23 protein-coding genes are annotated in these 21,851 nt (G+C 59.1%); 4 read left to right on the top strand and 19 right to left on the bottom strand.

The window, feature by feature from the left end; genetic code table 11:
- From EII23_RS10395 to EII23_RS10385, 3 genes are all read left to right on the top strand, one after another.
- Window positions 1-480 (top strand): multidrug efflux SMR transporter (locus EII23_RS10395; RefSeq protein ID WP_311768156.1); only part of this gene is annotated, 480 nt, incomplete at its 5' end.
- 38 nt (window positions 481-518) lie between these two features.
- Complete coding sequence (gene folK / locus EII23_RS10390; protein ID WP_124793304.1) at window positions 519-1,034, top strand: 2-amino-4-hydroxy-6-hydroxymethyldihydropteridine diphosphokinase; 516 nt, start codon at window positions 519-521, stop codon at window positions 1,032-1,034.
- Between the two features lie 81 nt (window positions 1,035-1,115).
- Entirely contained in the window at window positions 1,116-1,409 is a 294-nt protein-coding gene (locus EII23_RS10385; RefSeq protein ID WP_124793303.1) for a transcriptional regulator, read from the top strand.
- 48 nt (window positions 1,410-1,457) lie between these two features.
- Here the strand turns inward: EII23_RS10385 and EII23_RS10380 are convergent, their stop codons facing one another.
- The 5 genes from EII23_RS10380 to EII23_RS10360 all read right to left on the bottom strand — a co-directional run bounded on the left by EII23_RS10380 (window position 1,458) and on the right by EII23_RS10360 (window position 10,319).
- Window positions 1,458-5,741, bottom strand: a complete 4,284-nt coding sequence (locus EII23_RS10380) for an acyl-CoA dehydratase activase (RefSeq protein WP_124793302.1) — start codon at window positions 5,739-5,741, stop codon at window positions 1,458-1,460.
- 114 nt (window positions 5,742-5,855) lie between these two features.
- Window positions 5,856-7,184, bottom strand: a complete 1,329-nt coding sequence (locus tag EII23_RS10375; RefSeq protein ID WP_124793301.1) for a M23 family metallopeptidase — start codon at window positions 7,182-7,184, stop codon at window positions 5,856-5,858.
- A gap of 204 nt (window positions 7,185-7,388) precedes the next feature.
- Window positions 7,389-8,705, bottom strand: coding sequence for a DUF4857 domain-containing protein (locus tag EII23_RS10370; RefSeq protein ID WP_124793300.1), 1,317 nt, complete (start codon window positions 8,703-8,705; stop codon window positions 7,389-7,391).
- On the bottom strand, window positions 8,705-9,385 hold the full coding sequence (locus tag EII23_RS10365; RefSeq protein ID WP_124793299.1) for a hypothetical protein: 681 nt from the start codon (window positions 9,383-9,385) through the stop codon (window positions 8,705-8,707). Before EII23_RS10365 ends, EII23_RS10370 begins: the two co-directional genes overlap by 1 nt.
- A 1-nt stretch (window position 9,386) precedes the next feature.
- Complete coding sequence (locus EII23_RS10360) at window positions 9,387-10,319, bottom strand: ATP-binding cassette domain-containing protein (protein WP_124793298.1); 933 nt, start codon at window positions 10,317-10,319, stop codon at window positions 9,387-9,389.
- Window positions 10,320-10,435: 116 nt separating this feature from the next.
- Here EII23_RS10360 and EII23_RS10355 point away from each other — a divergent pair, with 116 nt between their 5' ends.
- A complete protein-coding gene (locus EII23_RS10355) occupies window positions 10,436-10,717 on the top strand; it encodes a hypothetical protein (RefSeq protein ID WP_260424685.1) in 282 nt (93 codons plus the stop codon).
- Between the two features lie 24 nt (window positions 10,718-10,741).
- Here EII23_RS10355 and EII23_RS12955 read toward each other — a convergent pair whose 3' ends face one another.
- From EII23_RS12955 to hutW, 14 genes are all read right to left on the bottom strand, one after another.
- Entirely contained in the window at window positions 10,742-11,242 is a 501-nt protein-coding gene (locus tag EII23_RS12955) for an MATE family efflux transporter (RefSeq protein ID WP_185702367.1), read from the bottom strand.
- Between the two features lie 11 nt (window positions 11,243-11,253).
- Entirely contained in the window at window positions 11,254-12,123 is an 870-nt protein-coding gene (locus EII23_RS10345; RefSeq protein ID WP_124793295.1) for an MATE family efflux transporter, read from the bottom strand.
- A 45-nt stretch (window positions 12,124-12,168) separates the two neighbouring features.
- Entirely contained in the window at window positions 12,169-12,927 is a 759-nt protein-coding gene (locus EII23_RS10340; RefSeq protein WP_185702366.1) for a TonB family protein, read from the bottom strand.
- Window positions 12,893-13,285 (bottom strand): biopolymer transporter ExbD, encoded by a 393-nt coding sequence (locus EII23_RS10335; protein ID WP_124793293.1) that lies wholly within the window; start codon window positions 13,283-13,285, stop codon window positions 12,893-12,895. The genes EII23_RS10340 and EII23_RS10335 overlap by 35 nt, the downstream gene beginning before the upstream one ends.
- Window positions 13,278-13,904, bottom strand: a complete 627-nt coding sequence (locus EII23_RS10330; RefSeq protein ID WP_260424684.1) for a MotA/TolQ/ExbB proton channel family protein — start codon at window positions 13,902-13,904, stop codon at window positions 13,278-13,280. Before EII23_RS10330 ends, EII23_RS10335 begins: the two co-directional genes overlap by 8 nt.
- A gap of 31 nt (window positions 13,905-13,935) precedes the next feature.
- Entirely contained in the window at window positions 13,936-14,445 is a 510-nt protein-coding gene (locus tag EII23_RS10325; RefSeq protein WP_124793291.1) for a flavodoxin family protein, read from the bottom strand.
- A gap of 4 nt (window positions 14,446-14,449) precedes the next feature.
- Complete coding sequence (gene hutX / locus EII23_RS10320) at window positions 14,450-14,947, bottom strand: heme utilization cystosolic carrier protein HutX (RefSeq protein WP_124793290.1); 498 nt, start codon at window positions 14,945-14,947, stop codon at window positions 14,450-14,452.
- Window positions 14,944-16,377 (bottom strand): ABC transporter ATP-binding protein, encoded by a 1,434-nt coding sequence (locus EII23_RS10315; protein WP_124793289.1) that lies wholly within the window; start codon window positions 16,375-16,377, stop codon window positions 14,944-14,946. The genes hutX and EII23_RS10315 overlap by 4 nt, the downstream gene beginning before the upstream one ends.
- A gap of 42 nt (window positions 16,378-16,419) precedes the next feature.
- Window positions 16,420-17,196 (bottom strand): energy-coupling factor transporter transmembrane protein EcfT, encoded by a 777-nt coding sequence (locus EII23_RS10310; protein ID WP_124793288.1) that lies wholly within the window; start codon window positions 17,194-17,196, stop codon window positions 16,420-16,422.
- Window positions 17,174-17,734: an MptD family putative ECF transporter S component gene (locus EII23_RS10305; RefSeq protein WP_185702365.1), complete on the bottom strand. Its 561-nt coding sequence runs from the start codon at window positions 17,732-17,734 to the stop codon at window positions 17,174-17,176. Before EII23_RS10305 ends, EII23_RS10310 begins: the two co-directional genes overlap by 23 nt.
- A gap of 66 nt (window positions 17,735-17,800) precedes the next feature.
- Window positions 17,801-18,754: a TonB-dependent receptor domain-containing protein gene (locus tag EII23_RS10300; RefSeq protein WP_124793287.1), complete on the bottom strand. Its 954-nt coding sequence runs from the start codon at window positions 18,752-18,754 to the stop codon at window positions 17,801-17,803.
- A gap of 35 nt (window positions 18,755-18,789) precedes the next feature.
- Entirely contained in the window at window positions 18,790-19,089 is a 300-nt protein-coding gene (locus EII23_RS10295; protein ID WP_124793286.1) for a hypothetical protein, read from the bottom strand.
- Window positions 19,043-19,939 carry a TonB-dependent siderophore receptor gene (locus tag EII23_RS10290; RefSeq protein WP_185702364.1) on the bottom strand — a complete coding sequence of 299 codons (897 nt, stop codon included), beginning with the start codon at window positions 19,937-19,939 and terminating at the stop codon, window positions 19,043-19,045. The genes EII23_RS10295 and EII23_RS10290 overlap by 47 nt, the downstream gene beginning before the upstream one ends.
- Window positions 19,926-21,344, bottom strand: a complete 1,419-nt coding sequence (gene hutW / locus EII23_RS10285; RefSeq protein ID WP_260424683.1) for a heme anaerobic degradation radical SAM methyltransferase ChuW/HutW — start codon at window positions 21,342-21,344, stop codon at window positions 19,926-19,928. Before hutW ends, EII23_RS10290 begins: the two co-directional genes overlap by 14 nt.
- Window positions 21,345-21,851: the final 507 nt, after the last annotated feature.

The following is a 21,851-nucleotide window of genomic DNA, read 5'->3' as shown; positions in this document are numbered from 1 at the left end:
CCGATGATACTGCATATCTTCATGTGGGAAAGTAGGCCGCTGTCAACGATTCTTACCCCCCCCTCTCACGACAACCGCGGGAGGGGATTTTTTCGCACCAAAAAGATAGATTTGCAGGGTCTGTCCCTTATGCCCTTAAGGGGTAACTGTACCATGAACGCCTGGATAATTCTTGTGCTGGCCGGGCTGTGTGAAGTTGGCTGGCCTTTGGGATTCAAACTGGCCTCGACAACCGGCTATCGCCTTCCTTTTTTTCTACTGTCGGCAGCATCCATGGCGCTCAGCGGCTGGCTTCTTTTCATGGCACAAAAAAGCATCCCCATGGGGACGGCATATGCCGTGTGGACAAGCATAGGTGCGGTGGGAACGTTTGCTGTCGGCATAATGCTTTTCAACGACATGCTCAGTGTCGGGCGCATTGTGGGAATATGCCTGATTGTGTGTGGGGTTGTTGTGCTGAAATTGAGCGGAACGCATTGAGAGGCGCGGGATATGGAACGCCATCAAAAAAGGAAGCCATGACCGAAGATTCACTCCTCCGGGCATATGTAGGCCTTGGTTCGAACTGCCGCTTTGCCGAAAAAATGCTGGCCCGTGCCCGCAAGGCGCTGGGAGCGTTGCCCGGTGTGCGCTTTGGCGCGGCGTCCCCTGTTTACCGTACAGAACCCCAGGGAAAATCCGACCAGCCGTGGTTCTTGAACCAGGTTGTCCAGATTTTTCCTGACGAATCCTGGACGCCCTGCCTGCTTGTGGGTGCCTTGCTGGGCATGGAGGCAGCCTTGGGGCGCAGGCGCAGCCTGAACCCCGCCCTGCGTTTTGGCCCGCGTACCATTGATGCTGACCTGCTTTTATTCGGGCAGGAGCAGAGCCGTGCCCCGCAGTGTATTGTGCCGCATCCGCGTTTGACGGTGCGCGCCTTTGTTCTGGTACCCCTGCTTGACCTTGCGCCGGATATTGTTATTGACGGCCGGTCAGCCCGTCACTGGCTTTCGCTTTTGCGCTGGCACCGGGAGGGAGAGCGAATTTTTCAGTGACGCGCCCGACAGCCCTGTGCTACATTGCCCATTGGTCAGCCCCGTGCTGAACAGCTTTGCTGCATGCAGAAGGAGCGCATCATGTGGAAGTGGCTTTTGCTGATTTTGGCCGGATATGCCCTGTATCGTTTTTTCGCCAATGATTTTTTGAAAAAGCGCAAAGAGCATGAGGCGGAAAGCGCGGCAGATCTGGAGCGCAAAGTATCAGCGGGCGAAATGGTGAAAGATCCGGAGTGCGGTGCCTATGTGTCCGTTGAGGGCAACATATCGGTACGCGATGGCGACAGAGTATACCGTTTTTGCAGTTATGAATGCCGCGACAAATTCCTGCAGCGTCTCGAAGAGGGAGAGAGGGAGCTTCCTCCGCGCGAATAGGCGGCCAGCCTTCGCACTGCCGCTGGCCTGCCGCGCCTGCAAGGAACCTCAGCCGAAAAGCTGCCCACCGGCATCCCCCACTTTTTCTCTGGCAATGGCCATGAAAAGCCTGATGCGGTTCAGCAGGTTGGCCTCGCTGCTGCCGGGGTCATAATCCAGAGCCATGAGGTTTGCCTGTGGCTGCTGGCGGCGTATGTTTTTGAAGGCCCCCCGGCCGATCACATGGTTGGGAAGGCAGCCAAAGGGTTGCAGGCAAAGAATGTTCTGCACTCCACACCCCAGAAATTCCAATGTTTCTGCGGGCAAAAGCCAGCCCTCACCGGCATGGTTGCCCAGTGACAGTACCCTTGCCCCCAGATGCGCCAGATCGTCAATATGCGCAATGGGCATGACCTGCCGGGCCAGAGGCGAGGTCTTCAGGGCCTGGCGCATGTGCTGACGCAGATTTTCCACCTTGCGGATGACCAGTGCGTTCCCCAGAGCAGCCAGGGTGCTGCCCCCCAGATACCGCCAGTCGTACACGGCATCTTTCAGACAGTAGAGAAAGAAATTGGTCAGGTCGGGCAGCAGGGGCTCCCCTCCCTCCCGGCGTATCTGGTCTTCAATATGCCTGTTGGCGTCAGGATGGTAGGTGAGCAGAATTTCCCCGACAACGGCCACACGCGGGCGGGCTTCCTGCCGGATCGGGATTGCTGCAAAATCCCGGACAAGCGGAGAGAGGCTTTCCTTAAAGGCGGCTTCATCACCGGCGCGCACAATGGGCGACAGGATGCGCAGCCAGTGGTGCAGCCTGTCCTCGCTGGCTCCGGCGGCCTGCTCGTAGGTTTTGGTGAAAAGGGAGAGGCGCTGGAGCAGATCACCGGCCAGCGCGCCGAGCAGAAGACGCCAGAGGAGCGCGCGCCCCATTTTCAATCCCGGCTGGCTGTCGCCTCCTGCGGTGCTGAGCGTCAAAACGGGTATTGATGCATATCCGCACTCCCGCAAGGCCTTGTGCAGTAACGCCGGATAGTTGCTGGCCCGGCACGGCCCGCACGTCTGGGGCAGCAGCAGTGCCGTGCGTTCGGGATCGCTCTCGCCTTGCTGCAAGGCCAGCAGCAACTGCCCAATGGCGACAATGGCGGGATAGCAGGCGTCATTGTTGACATGCGCCTGCCCCAGGCTGATGGCGGCTTCGTTGACCGTGGGCAGCAGGCGCACGTTGTGGCCGTTGCTGGCAACAGCTTCTGCCATGAGGGGAAAATGCACCGGAGCCATCTGGGGCATGAGGATGGTGTGTGTTTCCGCGTCTTTTTTTCTGAAAACAGGAGAGCTGTGTCCGGCGTTTTGCGTGGCCGGGGGGACGGCACTGGCGGAAGGAGGTACGGCCAGCAGCGAGCGTATCCGGATTTTGGCCGATGCCAGGGCATTGCCTTCGTCCATCTTGATCAGGGTATAGAGTTTGGCGTGACCGCGCAGTATTTCCCGCACCTGATCTGTTGCGATGGCGTCAATGCCGCAGCCAAAGGAGGTAATCTGGACAAACTCTACCCTTGCCGCGCCGTGATCGGAGCTTCCCGCCCAGTGGGCGGCCCGGTACAGTCTGGTCGGGTATGCCCACTGGTTGCGTACCCGCAGGGCAAAGGGCATGCGGGGCCCTGTCCAGTGCGGCGGCAGAGCATCTTCGCTCACAACTGCGGCTCCCAGTGATGCGATGAAATCCGGCAGTCCGTGGTGTATCTGGGGATCCGCGTGGTAGGGTCTTCCGGCAAGGAGCACAAGGACTCCCCCGTTTTTTTGCATATCGCCGTAGATATGTGCGGCCTCGGCATGCAGTTCCACGAGGTATGCGGCCTGCTCACGCCGTGCGGCCTTGACAGCCGCCCTGACTTCGGCCTTGGGCAGGCCAAATTCGCGGCACAGATTGCGCACCAGGGACGCAGTGTGCCCAAGATTGACAAAGGGGACATGCATGACCGCCCTTTTTTCCGCAAGTTCCGGAAGATTGTCGCGCACCACCTGCGGGTAGCCGCAGGCCACAGGGCAGGAATATGCATCGCACGTTTCGGAGAATTCCCGGTCTTCACGGGGAATGCACGGCAGAAAAATTTTTTTGATGCCGCTGTCCAGCAGAGCAAGCACATGTCCGTGTGCCAGCTTTGCCGGGTAGCAGACACTTTGCGAGGGAACAGAGTTCAGACCTGTGGCGAATACGGAGCGGTTGGTGGGGGGTGAAACTTCAACCCGAAAGCCCAGACGCGTGAACAATGTGAACCAGAAGGGATAGTGGGCATATATGTTCAGGACTCTGGGGATTCCCAGTCGGCCGCGAGGCGCTTTTTCGGGAGGCAGAGGGGTATAGCGGAAGAGCCGCTGGTTTTTCCAGGCAAAGATGTTGCGGGAAGTGCCGTGCTCCCGCGCTTCGCAGAACCTGTCGCAGCGGCTGCCGGAAACATGGCGGCGGCCGTGAGAAAAGACGGTTTCGGTCAAAAGGCAGGTATTGCCGCAGTCGCGGCAGCGGAAACTGCGCGTGCGCATGGCAAGGTTGCGGATGAGGGCTGCGGAGAGCGGGGAATGGGCGGCGATGGCGGGGGGATTTTCCTCCAGGGCCGTCAGGGCAGCCCCGTAGGCTCCCATAAGGCCTGACGAGGCAGGCCGCCGCACACTGTGCCCCAGGGTGCGCTCCATGGCGCAGAGGAGGGCGTCGTTCAGAAAGGCTCCCCCCTGAACAACCACATTCTGACCAAGCTCTTCCATGTTTTTGATGCGCAAAACCTTGTCCAGAGCGTTGCGCACCACAGAATAGCACAATCCGGCGGCAATATCGGCAATCTGCATGCCTTCTTTCTGCGCCTGGGTGACCTTGGAATTCATGAAAACCGTACAGCGCGATCCAAGGTCCGCAGGGTGCTCCGCAAAAAGGGCCAGGTCGACGAATGCGTCCATTTTCAGGCCGAGGCCCTGCGCAAAGCTTTCCAGAAAGGCTCCGCAACCGGCGGAGCAGGCTTCGTTCAGACTGACATCGCTGATGACGCCGTTTTCCACCTTCAGGCACTTCATGTCCTGTCCGCCGATGTCGATCACATAGCTCACTTCCGGGACAAGAAGCATGGCAGCCTTGAAATGGGCCAGCGTTTCCACGAGCAGGGTGTCTACCTCCAGCGCCGACTGGGCAAGGTGCGCGCCGTATCCTGTTGCTGCGGAGGCGGCAAGCCGGGCCGAATCCGGGATGCGTTCGAGCATCTCCGCCAGAGGCGGCAAAAGCGTCTGCAGCGGATTGCCCCCGTTGGGCGCATAGAAGGATGCCAGAATTTTTGCCTCGGCATCCACAAGAACAGCTTTTATTGTGGTTGAGCCAAGATCAAGGCCGAGATAGAGCGGCCCTTCGGCATGACTAAGGTCGCCGGAGGCCAGATCATCCGCCGTATGGCGGCGGCAGAAGTCCGCATAGTCCTGGCGGTGCGCAAAAAGCTTTGGCAACGTGCTGGTTCTGGCCGCGGCAGGAACGTGCGAGAGCTTCCGCGCTATTGCTGCCAGTTGGGCAAGAGCGTGGGCGGAGCCGGGCGCGCAGGTATCCCGCAGGCAGAGGGCTGCGCCAATGGCTGCCGCGCACTGCGCATGCGGCAGCCGGGCGATGCTGCTCTCGTCAAGGTTCAGGTTTGCAACAAAAAGTTTTTCCAGTTCCGGGAGAAAATGCAGCGGCCCGCCCAGAAAGGCGACCTTTCCGGCAATGGGGCGGCCGCATGCCAGCCCGCCAATGGTCTGCTCCACAACAGCCTGAAAAATGGAAGCCGCAATATCTTCGCGCGGGACGCCGCCGTTGAGCAGAGGAACAATGTCTGTTTTGGCAAAAACGCCGCACCGCGAGGCGATGGGATACAATCGTGTATGCCGGGAGGCCAGCAGATTGAGCCCTGCGGCGTCCGTATCCAGAAGTCGGGCCATCTGGTCGATAAAGGCGCCCGTGCCTCCGGCACAGGATTCGTTCATGCGCAGTTCCGTATCTGTGCCGAGATACAGAAGCTTGGCGTCCTCTCCTCCAAGTTCGACCGCCACGGCGGTGTCCGGGGCGTATGTGGATATGGTGCGCGCTGTGGACAGAAGCTCCTGCACAAAAGGCACCGAAAGCGTATTGCACAGGTCAAGAGCGCCGGACCCGGTGATGGCGCAATGCACCTCAATGTCCGGATACAGCGACAGGAGTTCCTCAAGCAGTGCCGCAAGGGTTGCCCGGATGGCCGTACCGTGGCGGCGGTAGCGTGTTTCCGCAATCCGGCCGTCTGCGTCCAGCAGAGCCAGCTTGACTGTGGTTGATCCAATGTCCAGTCCAAGCGAAAAAGGGGTGGGCAAGGGCATGGGACACCATCATTTTTGCCGCAGGGCATGGAGGTGACGTGCAGGCTGCGCATACTGCGCCCGCACAAACAGGCATGTGAGCGAAATCCGCGCTGTGGGCTGTGCCGCAGCAGGTTATTGCGGCATGGAAGCCTCCAGACGGCTGGTGATATTGTCGCGTATCCACTTGGGGTCCAGCCATTCCAGAGGCGTCACCTCAATCCCGCCCACAAGGATGCCGAAATGCAGATGGTCGCCAAACGCCAGCCCCGTACTGCCGGTGTGCCCGATGATCTGCCCCTTCTGGACGACATCGCCGGATTTTACCAGGGCGTCATTCAGGTGGGAGTAGAGCGACATGAGCCCGAGGCCGTGATCAATGATCACGAGGTTGCCATAAATGCCCAGATCTCCGCTATATACCACCCGTCCGCTGTTGCCGGAGGGCACTTCGGCATTGCGCACGGAAGCCAGATCAAAGCCCAGGTGAAAGGATTCTCCCACCAGTTTTCCCTGATAGTGGAAAAGGCGGTGATCCCCGAAACCGGCTCTGGGAGCCGAACGGGGCAGACGGACGAATACCTGGCTCCAGAGCATGGCTGCCGCTGTATTGCGGCCGATGTCTCGCAGAATTTTCACGTTGGCCGTGCGCAGTTGGTCATTGATGTAGAGGTATGCTTCCAGCGGCGTTGTGATGGTGCTGGGCACAAGATGGCGGAGTTTGCCTTCCGCGCTAGTAAGGAAGCTGTCCGACAGTTCTATGCTGTCGGTTTTGAAGGTGCGTTCAAAAGCCATCACGGTCAGCCGGTTTTTGGTGGTGTTTCCCGCCAGATCGGTGGCAGTGATTTCCACGCTGTTTTTGTAGTCGCGGGCGGTCATATTGTACGGAAAAGGAAAAAAGCAGATGTAGCTGCCGTCTTTTTGAAGATAGCCGGGCATGAACTCTCCGGCCACAAGAACGCCGCTGTCCGTGACTTCTTCATCAATCGTATACCGGATAACGGCAGCGCCGCCGCGCCGGACGTTGGGGGGCAGGGTCTTCACGGAAATGCGCGGAGGCTGGGCGTCAAGGCGCATGGGCAGCCTGACAGTGCGGGTATTGCCCTGGCCAAAACCGGCCAGAGATGCGTCTGTCGCCCGGATTTCAAGCTCGAACGCGCCTTCGCGCAGGTTGGCGTCCTTGAGGGGGACAGCGAAATTGTTTTCGGGAAGATAGGTGTCAAAGTGCTTGCTGGCGAGAGGAGTGAAAACATTGTTTTTTCGTACCCCGGCCACAACGGAGCGGATGCCCGAAGGGTCTTGCATCCTGATGGCAAGGATGCTTGCCGGAGAAACCCTTCCGGTATTGGGAGTAATGTCCACGGTGGGGCCGTCCATATCTTTGAAAAACGTGTATCCTCCCGCACCCAGAATCGCAATGACCATAAATACCAAGAGGGTAGAAAAAACATTTTTTTTGCGCATCGAAAAAAGCTCCTTCTCTTTCCCATACACTTTTTTGCCCATACCGGCAATCTTCGCGGGGGGGGGGGAGCCGGGAACAGACGCGTTCCTTCTTACGACAGTCTTCGCGGGCAGGCGCAGAAAAATTTTTTCTGCGCCTGCCCGCAAGCACGGATGCCGTGTCCGGGAGAGACGGAGATGTGCATTTCTGTCGGCTTCCGGTCACTATTCTTTTTCACGCAGCAATGCCAAGGCCAGCAGGGCATGGATTCCGGCTGCCAGCACCAGGGTTGTCTCCGCCAGCAGGCGGGCGCGCGAAAAACTGCTCCGGTGCAAGGAGAAAGCGTACAGTGCGGCCAGCACAAGACAGAAAGGCAGGGCATTGCGTGACCAGTGCCGGCTGAAGGCGATGTGGGGCAAAAGCAGGGCACTGTCTTCGCTGCCGAAGATCAGGCGAAAGGGAAAAAGAGTGGCAGACAGGTTGCTTTGCCAGCTTTCTGCCGCGCGCGACATGCTGTGCGAGAAGCTGTGGAAAGGTTCGTGTATTTCCCCGTGCGGCGTATCAGCCGGAGGCAGGTCAAACACCGTTGCCCGTACGCGGGAGGCATCCGATGTGACCACGGTCACATACAGCGGGTCGAAGATGAGTTTGCAGTCCATGCTGTCAGGCCTGTAATCAGGCACGTTCAGCCCTATGAGGGCAAGATCGTCCTGCCGGATGAGCCAGAGACGGTCCTGGCTGTCCAGCAGGAGACCGAGCCAGAGGCGCTCCCTGCTTTCCGAAACGAGCACATGGCGCGGCACAAGTCCTTCGGGCAGGGGTGGTTTGCGTATCTGGGGACGCCCATCGCGGCGAAGAAGGTGGAAGAGCCGCCCCTGCGCATCTACCAGAAAAATGCCGCTTTCATAAGGTTTGAAGGTGGTAAAATTACCGCCAACATGCCGTGCCGGAAAGAGAAAACCCTGTTCCGCGAGTGCGGAAGTGAAGATGCGGGCAAGGTTTGTTTCGGGCGCATTGGTGTCGGCATGGATGAAATCCATACCCTGTGCCGTCAGGCGGAAGCGGTCTGTGGGATAGAGCAGTGCCGCCTGACCGGGATTGGCTTCCAGAAGCGGCAGGGTATTTTGCGGGGGGCGCTTGCCGTCCAGATGGCGTGAGGGAAGCTCGAGGACGCGCCGCGCCCGTTCGATGGCAGGGCGATCCAGAATCCTGCCTTCCAGGTTCAGGGGCAGAAGGCCCCGCATTTCCATGTTGCGAAAATAGATGAAGGGCAGGGCAGCCTCAAAGGCCAGCCGGTCATAATAGCGGCCCTTTTCGTCCTTGTAGACAATGTCGGCGTGATGCCCTTCGGATTTTTCGGCTGCCTGCGCATCGTAACCGCGGATCTGTTCCGTATAGATGCATTGCTTCAGGACAGGGCTGTAAAAAATGTGGGTCTTGTCCAGCGGTTTGAGCAGAGCTGTATCATACAACGCGGGCAGTGCCCAGGCCAGCACGGCAATGGCCGGGAGGCAGATACAGAAGCGGGCGAGAGCGCGCATTACGGCAGCCTCCTGTGGCGGAAGTTCAGAGTCGGCAGGAGCAGGCCCATCAGAAGAAAGGGCAACGGCAGTGTGAGCCACGGCAGGGCAGGGGCAAGACTGCCTGGTTCTGTTTTTCCCAAAAGCGGGGCCGCAAGTCCGATCCCCAGCAACACGCCCATGAGTTTGGCACGGCGATGGGGCTCAAGAATCGCGTACGTTGTGCAGAGATAGGCGTAGAGACCGGCCAGAAACCAGGGGGCTGCCGTGAGCAGGGCGGTGTGCACGGCTTCTTTGGGGAAGTGACGCCCCAGAGTCAGCACAAGCAGGAATCCGTCCAGCAGGAAAAGCAGCGTCAGAAAGGCGAGGCCAAAAAACAGGTGGGCAAGAAGCAGGGGGGCCATGCCGCAAGGTAGATGCAGGGAAATGCGCAGGCGCTCGTCCTGCATTTCGGGAAGAAACTGGAAGCAGCAGAAAATGCAAGCGCAGGCCACGGGCAGGGCTGTCAGGGCAGCGTAAGGCATTTGCCCCAGATCCATGACGCGATACCAGACGATTTCCGGGTGATCCAGCAAAAAAAGGCGATGCACGGTCAGCCATATCCAGGCCATATAGACCAGGCTTGCCGCTGTCAGGCCAGCCATGCACACGCGGGTCTTGACGTACTCCTTGAAAAATACTGCGCGAAAAATGTGTTGCATTTCAGCGTCTCCCGCTATATCCCACAAAGGCATCTTCCATATTCATGGGGTATGTTTCCAGCGCACCGTGCGGCAGATCAAGGCCCAACCCGGTCAGATCTTCCCGCACATCTTCGGCGGTATGGAAAGTGAAAAACTCGAAGAAATCCCGATGGGCCTCCATATTGACCAGGTGTGATCCCGGCAAGGGCCGTCTGCCCAGAGAAATTTCCTGCAAGGCATCGGCTGCCCCGGCAGCATGATGCGCAGGCAGGCGGTAACAGCGAAAAGTTTCCATGAAGCTTTTGAGTGATGTCATGTGGCTCTGGCCGCCACGGCGCAAAAAAACCACCTCGTCCACAAAGCGGTCCATGTCCTGAATGACATGGGAGGTAAGCACCACCGTATGCTTGCCGTCGCGCAGATTTTCGCGCAGATAGTCCACAAACAGCCGCCGGTATCCGGCGTCCAGTCCCATGGAATAGTCGTCAAGGATGAGCAGTTCCGGGTCCTGTGCCAGCATGAGCCCCAGAACCGCCTGTGAACGCTGGCCTTCGCTCATGTGCGCGATTTTGTGGTTTGGGGGCAGGTCCAGCACCTCCACCAGACCGTAATAACGTTCGGGCTTCCAGCGTGGATAAAAACGTGCCATGAAGTGTTCAAGCTGGGAAATGGTGAAAAAGTCATAGGCCAGGTGGCGTTCAAACAAAAGCCCCACACGGGCGCGGGTTGCGGGACGGATGGCATGGGCAGGGTCGCCGAAAATGCGGCACATGCCACACTTGGGCTTGAGAAAGCCCATCAGTATCCTGATGAGAGTGGTTTTGCCCACCCCGTTTTTACCCAGCAGGCCATAGATTTTTCCTTCCTCAAAGGTCAGAGAAAGATCGCTGTAGACAAGATGGCCGCCATAGGAGTGGCCGAGGTGTTCTACGGAAACAGGGGGAAAGTGCATACCGCCTCCTCTTGTCAGGGACAGAAAGACATTGTATGCGAAATAAAAAATCATTTTCAACACCATTCTGGGATATTATGAAAAATAAATTCTTGCTACTCGGCGCGGCGATACTTTTGTCTGGGGCGCACTCTGCCGTCCATGCGCACAGTGCTTTGCTCAACTGTCATGACAATGCTGACGGAACCTTTACCTGCCAGGGCGGGTATTCCGATGGCTCATCGGCAACGGGTGTTCGCATTGTGGTGCGCGATGGCAGCGGCACTGTTTTGCAGGAGGCCAGGCTTGATTCCAACAGCGAAGTGGTTCTGCAACGTCCGCAGGGCGATTTTACGGTTCTGTTTGACGGCGGTTCGGGGCATTCGGTGGAGGTGGACGGCAAATCTCTGGTGAAGTGACAAAAAGCGTTTGCTGCCCGGTTTTCAGGATGTTCTGCCGCAAGGGAGATCTTCAGGGGCGAACAGCCCTGTTTGTCGGCCGACACGCTTCAGAAAGAAAACCCGCAGGGTAAGCACTGTCCCGCACACATGGCCTGCGGCCATGGCCGCATAAACGCCACCTGCTCCCCACGCGTTCCAGTGGCCCAGAAGGGCGAGGGGCACAGCCACAAGCCAGGTGGAAATACAGCCGATACGGCAGAGAAAGCGTGTGGCCCCCGCTCCGGCAAGCACTGCGTGCAGTATCTGGGTGACGGCTTGCAGGGGCAGGGTGGCGCAGGCAAAAAGCAGAAAAAGCGTGGCCTGCCGTACGGTTTCCGCATTGGGATCAAAAAGTGCGGCAAGGGGTTCGCGCAGCAGAGCCACTGCCAGAGCCGCCAGAGCTGTGGCACAGGCTGCCCGGAATGCACAGCGTTTTCCCAGAGCGCGAGCGGCATGGGGCTGGCGCGCGCCCAGCAGATGCCCCGAAAGAATGGTTACGGTCATACCCAAGGCGCTCAAGGGAAAAGCAGGAAACCCGTGATACGCCCTCCCAGAGTCATGCCCGCCACGGCGGCCACCGCATCCTGCGGCACACGGGCCACACAGGCCAGCAGCACAACGCTGCCCACATGTGTGGCCAGATTTCCCAGTGCCATGGGCGCGCCGATGCGCCACAGACGCGGCGCGGCGACCCTGTTCCAGCGCCACGGTGCGAAGGAGGCGCGGCAGAGAATGCCTGTGCGCAGTCCCAGCACCACGTTGGATACCAGCCCCAGCAATGTGGAAAAAAAACTGCTCCAGGCCACAGCGGTATAGCCCCATTGGGGCAGCCCCCAGTGCCCCAAACCCAGGCCCACGCTGCCCGCGAAGTTGGCTGCCGCAGTCAGGGCCAGCGTGCCGAAAGGCAGCCAGACCAGCTTGTGTGCGCGAAATACCGAATTGAGCATGACCATGCAGTAAAAAAAGGGAATCTGCAAAGCGTGGGCTGTGCCGAAAACACGCGCCATGGGTGCGATGTCTCCGGGCACAAGCCCTGTGTGCAGGGCCAGAGGCAAAGCTGCCAGCCCCAAGGCTGACGCCGTGCAGCCCGCCAGAAAGGACAGGCCCACAATCAGGCCGGAGTAGCGAGTGGCCCGCAGCTTGAGACCCGCTCCCAGCGACTGGCTGACAGTAGCCATGCAGCCGCTGCCCACAAGGGAGATGAGCAGCATGAGCAGGGTGGAAAGCTGTGCAATGAAACCCAGAGAGGCAAGAACGCGGCTGTCCAGTTGCCCTGCCACCCAGATGCTGGTCATGGACATGAAAAGGTGGCAGAGCATGAGGCCCAGTTGGGGGATGGTCAGGCGAAAAATCTCTCCGGCAGGAACAGGGGAAACGTGCTTCATGACAATCTGGCCGTGCGCTGCCGCTCTCTGTACGGGGCTGGGCCTTCAGCGCAGAGTGTAGCGCACCGGAACCCGTACAGCAAAGGCCGCTCCGCTCACACCCGTGTGCAGACCGGCAAGTTTTTCGCCAAGGCGGGCGGTTTCCGTATCCAGCACAGGGATGCCGCAGGTTTTGTCCACGCTGCACCCTTGAACAACGCCGTCAGCACCGATACGGACAAGCAGGACAACAGTGCCCTGCGCGCCCTGACGGCGCGCCTGTGACGGATAGTGCTTGCGTCGTTCGATTTCCCGCACCAGCGCCTGCAGGGCAGTTTGGCGTGACGTGGTCGATACCTCGGCCCTGACCATGGCAGCAGGGGGGTCCCTTGTCAGGCCGGGCTGGGGAGGGGACGCCTGCTGTGCCGTTGGCATTTTCGGAGGCGGCGTGCGGCGCACGGGGCGGGGTTTTTCCCGTTCTTTTTTGGGGGGCGGCCCCGGGGCAGGCTCCGGCATGACGGCCCGGGGGGGCGGGTCTTCCTTCTTTGCTTCCACCTCGGGCACCACAAAGGGCGACTCGTCGGCAAGAATGCGGCGCTCTTCTGCGGGCAGCGGCATTTCTTCTGCCGGGGCCTGAAAACGCATGTCCAGCACCAGGGGCTGCACTGCGGGCAAACGCAATTTGGGCGCCTGCATGTTGTAAAAAGGCAGTATCAGTGCGCTGACCAGAAGGAGGGAAAAAAGGCGCGCGTAGCGGCGGCTGCTGGTCAGGGCAGCCACATCGCACCAGTCAGCGTGTGCGGTGTGTTTGCGTGCTGATGACAAAATGTCCTCCCCTTTTCTCTTTGGCAATATCCACCAGCCCCACAAAGGCTTCAAAGGGCGCTTTTTCGTCCACATGCAGGTTCAGCAGTGCTCCGGGCATGCTGTCCAGAATGGCGGGCAGTTCTTCCTTGGTGACGGCCTTGTCATTGTAAAAAAGGCTGCCGTCGGCCTTGATGCCTATATGCAGTTCCCGCGGGCGCTCGACGGATTTTTCTGCGGTTTCGGACTGGGGCAGGATGATGTCCAGTACCGGTCTGCTGAAGGTGGTGGTCATGATAAAGAAAACAAGAAGCATGAAGACCACGTCAATGAGCGGCGTCAGATCTATGCCTATATCTTCGAACATATCGTCATTCATGGGTTTCCCTCCTTCTTTGCCATGCCGCGCGCGCCTCCGGCCCCTGGCAGAGTTCCAGCGCCCGGTAGCTGTGCTCAATTGCCTCGATATGAAAGCTTTTGAATTTCAGGAGCAGGAAATAATAAAACATGAGGATGGGCACAGCCACCGAAAGGCCCATGATGGTGGTGATCAGAGCCTCCCAGATGCCCGCGGCCAGCATGGCGGCATCGGGGGCGGCATTTTGGGAAATCACCCGGAAAACTCCCATCATGCCCAGCACCGTGCCCAGAAGTCCCAAAAGGGGGGAAATCACGGAAATCAGGCGCAACCAGCAGAGATTTTTGCTTACCGATTCGAAGTTGCGGTGAAAAAGGTAGCCTACCTCTGCCCGGATATCGTCGGAATGGCTGGCGTGGGTGTTTACAATTTCACGGATGATGACAATGAGAGGATTGGTGCTGTTGTGCAGGCGCAGGCAGGTTGCGCCCTGCATGCTGACTTCCAGAAAATCTTTCTGAAAGTTCTTCCAGACAAAAGTCATGTAAAAGAACGTATGCAGGGCAATATACAGCCCCGCGCACCCTATCAGCACAAGAATACAGCCCGCAGGCCCGATGGATGCATAAATGCCTGTCATGGTCATAAAAAACCTTCCTGTCCGGGCTGCTCTACCCGGCAAGCTGTGCCCGCACGCCGCGCACAAAAGCGCGGGCATTCTCGCAGTCGGTTTCGTCGGGGTGTTTGGCGGCTTCGGCCAGGCGCGCCTTGCGCTCTTCTGTCATGGGATGGGCGCTGCCCGCCATTTTCTGCATCATTTCCACAACGCGCGGATCCACCTTGCCCTGACACAGAAAAGTTCCCAGAACACGGTTGCCGCGTCCTTCAAGCAGGGCTTCTCCCTTGGTCATGCATTCTCTGGCGTGATCCGAATCCGGCCATGCGCCCAGAGTGCCGACAAGGGCCACAGGAGTTTGCGCAACGGTGCGCAGATAATTTGCGGCTTTTTTGTCGGGCATGCCCTTGTCCACCCAGTAACCCACGATCACAAGGTCGTACTCATGGGGAGGCGGCGCTGCGTCGACAGAAAAAATATGGCAGCCCGGCAGGGCTTCTGCCGCAGCCCGGCAGACTTTTTCCGTATTGCCGGTAAGGGAGGAATAGACAACTAGTATTTTCATCAGGCTAGTCCTTGCAGAAGGTCGCACGCATGGCAAAAAAACCTTCACGCGCTTCGGGAATCAGCACGCGGTTTTCGCGTCCTGCATACACGGCAAAAAGAACCGCTCCCGCCGCGTCAAAAAACTGTACGCTGTGGCTTTCCAGCCCCATGAAAGGCAAGGAAAGAAAGCAGATATCCTGTATGCGGCTGCTGCGTATGTGCCCGCCCAGGGGCGCTCCCGCGTCCAGGTTGAAATAGCCGTTTCCGTCTTTGCCTGTAGGGATTTTGCCCTTGATCTCGATGACGCTCTCGCCGTGGCTCATGATGAAGGTGGCAGAGGGCCACGCTGTCAGCCCGGCCCATATGGCGGCAAAGTTGTCGCCCGTGCAGAAAGCCCGCATGTCGCGGGGCAGGGCACGGGCTGCCTCCAGTTCGCTGATGCCGCATTCTCCGGCAATGGTTGACAGCATCACCATCTTTTTTCCCGCCAGAATTTCCTTGACGCGATTTTCAAGACTCATGAGTGTTTCTCCTTATGCAGGGCAGGCATATGCGGCGTTGGTGTGAGGGGCACGCGCAGGGCATGACGCCCTGCAGTGTGCAGCAGTTCCAGATCGTGGGTGACAAGCAGTATGCAGCGCCCTTCGGCGGCCTCTGCCTCCAGCGCCGTGCCCAGCCGCCGCATGTTTTCGCCGTCAAGACCGCTGGTGGGTTCGTCAAGAATAAGCAGCCGGGGATTTTTGGCCAGCGCACAGGCAATGACAAGGCGTTGCTTCTCTCCGCCGGAAAGGGACTGGGGGTGCCGTTCCTTCAACTCCGACAGGGCAAAAAGTTCCAGCAGGCTGTCTGCCCGTTCCGCATCGCGGCTGCCCGCCAGTTGCAGACAGGAGGCGAGTTCCTGCCCCACGGTACGCATGTGCAACTGGTGATCGGCATTCTGCAGCACAATGCCGCTGGCTTGCAGGCGCTGGGCTTCCGTGCAGGGCTGCCCGTTCATGCGGATGCTGCCCCGCGCGGTGTTGAGCCCGGCCAATACCCGCGCCAGTGTGGTCTTTCCCGAACCATTGTGTCCGACAAGCGCGCTGATGCCGCACGGCAGATGAAAGGAAGCGTTTTCATACAGGGGTGGTTTGTTGGCGTAGGCAAAGGTCAGGCCGTCCACTTCCAGCAGAGGGTCGCTGCTTTGGCGGCAGTCGGGCAGGGTGGCGCGCCTGTCTTCCACGCGCACGGAGCGCAGCCCATAGTGCGCGCGCAGGTCTTCATCGTGCAGAAGGGCAAAGTCCCCTTGGGCGCGCACGCGTCCTTCGGACATGACAAGTATACGGTCTGCCACGCCTTCCAGCCAGTACAGGCGGTGATCCACCACCAGCACGGCCATGCCCTGCGCCTTGAGTTCCAGAAGTTTTCGGGCCAGAGCTGTCGTGGATTCGGGGGCAAGATTGGCCGTTGGCTCGTCCAGAATGAGGGCCTGCGGCTGCTGCATGCACAGTGACGCCAGGCCTGTTTTCTGTTTTTGCCCTTCGGACAGCTTGTGGATGGAGGAATGCAGCACCGATGCAAGATCAAATTCGCGCACCGCCTTCTGCACGGCCGCACGCATGCTCTCCACGCTCATGCCCTGCCATTCGAGAGCAAAGACAAGTTCTTCCTCAACGCCCAGAGCAAAAAACTGCTGCTCCGGGTCCTGAAAAAGTGTGCCTGCCTGGCGCGAGATCTCCGGCAGGCTCTGCTCGCGCGTGGGCTGCCCCCCCACCAGAACCTCCCCCTTCAGGCTGCCCCGGAAGTAGTGGGGACACAGGCCGTTGGCAAGGCGGATCAGGGTCGACTTGCCGCAGCCGCTGGCCCCGGTGCAGAGCACAATTTCCCCCGGCCGCACGCGCAGATTGATATCCGCCACCGCAGGACGGTCCTGAAAGGGGTAGGTATAGGTGACATTGTCAAAAAGAATCATGGTATTTCCGTACGTTTGCAAAAAAATCCGGGGAGCGCGCGTTTACGGCATGGCGCTGCCGCCACCCAGAAAAATCTGGCAGGTCAGGGCTGCCGCTGCCGCCAAAACTGCCGCTGCCACCAGCAGTGTGTCTGACCGTTTCCAGACAGGAGAGCGGTAGGGGGTTATCTGTCCGCCGTAACCAAGGCCTTTCAGTTCCGCGGCAATGCCCAGATCTTCCGACGAGCGCAACGAGCGGAAAAGCAGCGGCGTAAACAGCAGGCGCATGCCCAGCAGGGGGTGGCGGGTCAGGCTCCAGGGGGTGATGCGGTATCCGCGCAGACGCAGGGATTCGGAAATCTGCGTAATATCGTGCCAGAAGGTGGGCAGAAAACGAAAAACCACTGCCGTGGGCAGATATATCCAGAAAGGCAGGCGCAGGCTCTGCAGGGCATTGAGCATGGCCTGAATGCGGCTGGAGAGCGCCAGCGGCAAGACTACATGCACCATGGTGAGGATGCGCAAAAAAGGCACGATCAGTCCGGAGAAAGTCAGGCTTTCCATGAGCTTTGGCAGAAAAAACGACATGATCCACACGCAGAATACGGCCATGAGCGTCATCAGGGCAACAAGGGCATAGGCAATGAGCAGCGCGCCAACGCGGCGCAAAGTCAGGGCGTACAGAAGGGAGGCCCCCACAAGTACCAGTTGCCCCTCAAGGTTGGACACGGCGATGGACATGAGCGAGGCCAGAGCGCAAACCAGCATTTTGGCGCGCACGTCCGCCGCATAGATCCAGCCAGCGGGCACAGGCCCGTCAAAAACGGACGATGCCCGCATGACGCAGCTCCCTGACGGCGCTCGCGCCGGTAAAAAGGCCGCCCACCGCGCCCAGATAGCCCAAAATCACCACGGGCACGGCGGAAATGAGCAGTGCGGGGGATTCGCGCAAGACCAGCCAGCTCATGCCCAGCGACAGGCAGCGGAGGGTCAGGTCATACACGGCCACCGCCGTCAGCGGGCCAAATTTCCCCTGCATACCGCCCACTGCCGCCGCTGCGGCTTCTGCCAGCAGGGCCGCTGCCAGCGCGGAAGGGAGCAGGGTCACGCTGACACCCAGCATCAGCATGCTGAACAGCAGGTTCACGCCCACAAAAAGCAGCAGGGTTCCCGGCTTGCGCACCTTGTAGAGCATGACCACAAGCATGGTGGTGAAGATCAGGTTTTTGAGCAGCAGGGTCACGGGGTTCATTCCGCCGCCTGCCAGAGCCACCAGCACGGTGGACACTTTGGCCGCTGCCGCAAACACGCCGATGACCACCAGTTCGTGCGCGCTCCAGTAGCGTTGGCGGTACGGCTGAGAGACGATGTCGCGCATGCTTTTCCCGTGAGCCGGGCTTTTGGCAAAGAACATGAATTTCTTTGTCAAAAACCCGGCATGCTGTCAGAAGCTCATGGAGAGTTTCAGGTTGGCGTGGACGCCGGGCTCGTAAATGGCCCCGGCGATCATATATTTCTGGTTGAAAATGTTCAAAACTTCGGCACTGACCGAATACTGCTTCTCGTCACCGAAATTCAATCCCAGAGCGGCGTTGGCCGTGGTCCAGGCATGGTAGCGCGTGCTCGTGCCGCTACGCCCTTCGTACTTGGAGGCGGAGGCGAAGCGGGCATACACATCGCCCGTGACTTCCAGCTCCTTGCTGATGTCGTGGCGCATACGCAGGCCTGCGCGTCCCGTCCATGTGGGTGTGCCCGTATTCCAGGTCTGAAAATCGCCGTAGTCGTACAGCCGCCGCAAATAGGCCGCTGAAACATAGGGTGTGAAGCCGTAGGGCAGGTCGTAGCTCGCGCTGCCTTCCATGCCGTGGGTATATGCCTTGCCCACGTTGACGTAGCGTGATGTGTTGGAATTGATCCGTTCGGAGGAAATATAGTCGTTGGCATGGGAGTAGAAAAATACGGCATCCAGGTTCAGGCCGTGGCCGGAGTAGCGCGCGCCCAGTTCCCACGTATTGGAATATTCCGGCGTGAGCGAGGGATTGGGCAGGATGGTGCCTCCCCCCATGTTGGTGAGCACATGGCGGTCCGCCAGCGAGGCCACGCGGAAGCCCTGTGACCAGCCTGCCCTGAGGCTCAGATTTTCAATGCCCTGCCACATGAGCGAAACATTGAACACCGGGTGGGAATCCCATTCCGACCCCACGGAGCCCACATCGTCAGGCCCGCTTGTCTCCGTTGTGTTGGGCGGTGGCCCGAAATTTTTCCGCATGATGGAATGACGCCAACCGTTGGCTTTGCTCATGCTGCTGTTGACCCAGGTCTGGCGCACGCCGTAGGTCAGGGTAAAATCCCACGGCAGTTTGGTTTCCATCTGGGCAAAGAGGGCATGGGTGGTCATCAACCCCTGAAACTCGTTTGTCCTGTACGTGTCGGTCAATCGCCACAAGGGGGGGCAGGTCTGAGTGCCATATGCGTCTCGCTGTAGCCGCTGGCATCCAGAGTATCGCTGAGAAATTCATAGCCTGTGATCAGGTAGTTGTTTTCGCCCAGCGCCCAGTCCACCTGGAGACTCAAGCCCAATTGGCGCGCCCAGTTGTCGGCATAGGGATCGGTCGTCATCTGCATGGGGCCGGCTGCCATCTCCACATGGTTGTGCATGTTCTTGTGGGTCTGCTGCCAGAAAGCGTCAAAACGCAGGCGGGGCAGCCAGGAGGCGAGGTTTTTGCCTTCCATGAAGACAGCGGCCTTCTGCCGCTCCCAGGGATTGATATCCACAAAAAAAATCGGGTTCCTCCCACGTTCCGGCCATAACCTCGCTGTAAAACTGCTCGTAGCTGCCTCCCACGGTGAAGTGGTCGTTGAAGTCATAGCTCAGAAAAGCCAGGCCGGAACGCTGCTCGAACTTGGAGTGTTCGGCCAGCCCTTCCGGCGTGCGCACATTGTGCTGATAGGTGTTGGATCCGGATACGCGGTATTTCCAGCCGTTCATGGCACCAAATAAGGAAAGGCTTTCTGAAAAACCGCCGGTCGCACCGTTGAAGCCGATGCCAACCTGCCCCTGGATGGGTTTTTCCCCTCCCTTCTTGGTGATGACGTTGACCACGCCGCCCATGGCCTCGGAGCCGTAGAGCACGGAAGCAGGCCCCTTGATGACTTCAATGCGTTCGATGACGGCAGGGTCGATAAGCAGCGGTGTGCCGTCCATGGATTTTTGTTCCGAAATTTTTTGCCCGTCAATGAGAATCAGGGTACGGTTCGTGGCTTCGCCGCGGATGGAGATGCGGTTGATTCCCTGTCCGCCGGATCTGTTTAACTGAACGCCGGGCACGTCCTGCAGAAGTTCACCCACAGTGCGGGCAGGCGATTTTTCGATCTGCTCCCTGGTGATCACGCTGACGGACATGGGCACGTCCAGCAGCTCTTTTTCCACGCGGGAAGCGGAAACAAGCACCGCATCGGCGTTCACTGTGTCGCCGGAAGCAGGTTCGGAGGATTCGGCGGCACAAGCCTGCCCCGCGGCGCAGAGCAGCCCTGCGGACAGCGCCAGACCAAAAACGGTTTTTCCAAGATCACGCAGTTTCATGTTCGGCATTCTCCAGTTGCATTTCAAGATATTCCTGCAACAGTTGCGACAGGTTGACCTGCCAGAACTGTCCGGCCAGAGTCAGAACAAGGCGTCCTTCCTCCCAGTTCACCAAGCCCACGTCGTGCCATTGCCGCAGCAAGGGCTGACAGGAGTCCTGCACAGGAACACCAAAATTTTTTTCCAGATCAGCCAAATCCAGGCCGCCTTGCTCCATGCCTTCGGCCAGAGCCTTGAAAAGAGCGTGCCGCGGCCGCGGACGCACGGCCATGACCCAGGGCTTGACGCCGGACTGCACAGCCTGCATCCAGGCAGTGTAGTCGCCGTTATTGATGTAAAAAACTCCCTGCACGTTGCCGCCGGCCCCCGGCCCGAAGGCCAGGCAGTGCGCATCGCCCTTGGCGTACAAGTTGTACAGGTTGCGCTCGCGCGGGGTGCGCGCCCAGTGGCTGATGGAAAGACGGCGGTAAAAAGCCTGCGTCATGGCCTCCACGCCGGCGGCAAACATGGCCGACTGCTGGGGCAGGTCGGCGGCGGGCGTGATGTTCCCCCGCTCTATGCCCTGACCCAGCGGCGAGTCCTTGTAGACGTTCAACTGGTAGCAGTCCGCTCCGTCCAGTTTCAGGGACTGGGCCACGGCAATATCCTCACGCCAGCGTTCTATGGTCTGGCCGGGGAAACCGTAAATCAGATCTACAATCACGGCGGCATGGCCGTACGCCAGAAGCTGCTCCAAGCCGCGAACCATTTCTTCTCGCGTGCCGAGGCGGCCCATGGCGCGCCGGATGTCGGTATGAAAACTCTGCACGCCCAACGAAAAACGGTTGGCGCCGCCTTCAAGGCAGGCTTCCATCTTGCGGGCGTCGAAATTGCTCAGGCGGCCTTCCACGGTGATTTCGCAGTCGTTGGCCAGGGGCAGGATGCGGCGTGCGGCCTTGAGCAGGCGCAGTATATCTTCCGGTTCCAGTTCCGTGGGGGTGCCCCCGCCAAGGTAGAGGGCGTGCACAGGCCCGCTTTCCAGGGTTTTGCGCCCGCGCCACAGCTCCATCTCGGCGATGACGGCGTTTGTGTACAGGCGGCTTTCGTCCTTGTGGTATTTCTTTTTGTAAAACCCGCAAAAAAGGCAGTGTGTACGGCAAAACGGCACATGAATGTAGGCCACGGACCTGCCTTTGCGCTCCTGATCAAGAAGAGAGTCCATGAACGAACCCATTTCTTCCGGCGCTACCCTGCCGCCCCCAAGGCCGGGATGCACGGCAATTTTTCGTGCAAAGGCGTGCGACAGAGGAGGCACTCCCTCGCGTGCAAAAAAACGGCTTTCATCGCGGGCTGTGCCTTTGTCACCCACCAGCGGCGGCATGCTGCCGATCCCCTCAACCACGGGCCTGGAAGAAGCTTGTGTCATGTGTGTAACCCCTCAGTGTCCCAGATCCGCCGGATCTGTCGCATACACAGCGTCTGAATCACGGTATCCGGGCAGGTCTGAACGCGCGCTTTTTTGCTGCGCGCTTGCGACATCTATGAAAACAAATTTCAATACAAACTTCAAAAATATTGTGCATGGCCTCCAATGATGCCTGCCGCCCCCGCCAAACAGGCTGCCTGCATCTTGCCCCACCCAGCTTTTCTGCACGGCCTTGCGGGAAGGGGCATGGTTTGCCCTTTGCGCGCAGGCCTGCAAAAACTTCTTGAGCAGAGCGTCCCTTGCCCGCCTCAAGGCTCTTGTCGGAAAAATTGAGGGCCTTGAGCATGGCAAGTGTTTCCTGCATGCGTTCATTTTTTCATGGCTGGCACCGTACTCTGGCGGGCATGGATGTGTAATCCCCCCAAAAAATGGTAGCGTTTGAAAGTAGAATTTCCCATACTCATGAAGCGGGAGATTTTACATGAAAAAATCACGGTTTACAGACAG

This window comes from Desulfovibrio sp. OH1186_COT-070 (assembly GCF_003860215.1).
Lineage (GTDB): Bacteria > Desulfobacterota > Desulfovibrionia > Desulfovibrionales > Desulfovibrionaceae > Desulfovibrio.
Note: the sequence above shows the minus strand (reverse complement) of the source record. Positions and strands in the feature narration are given on the sequence as shown.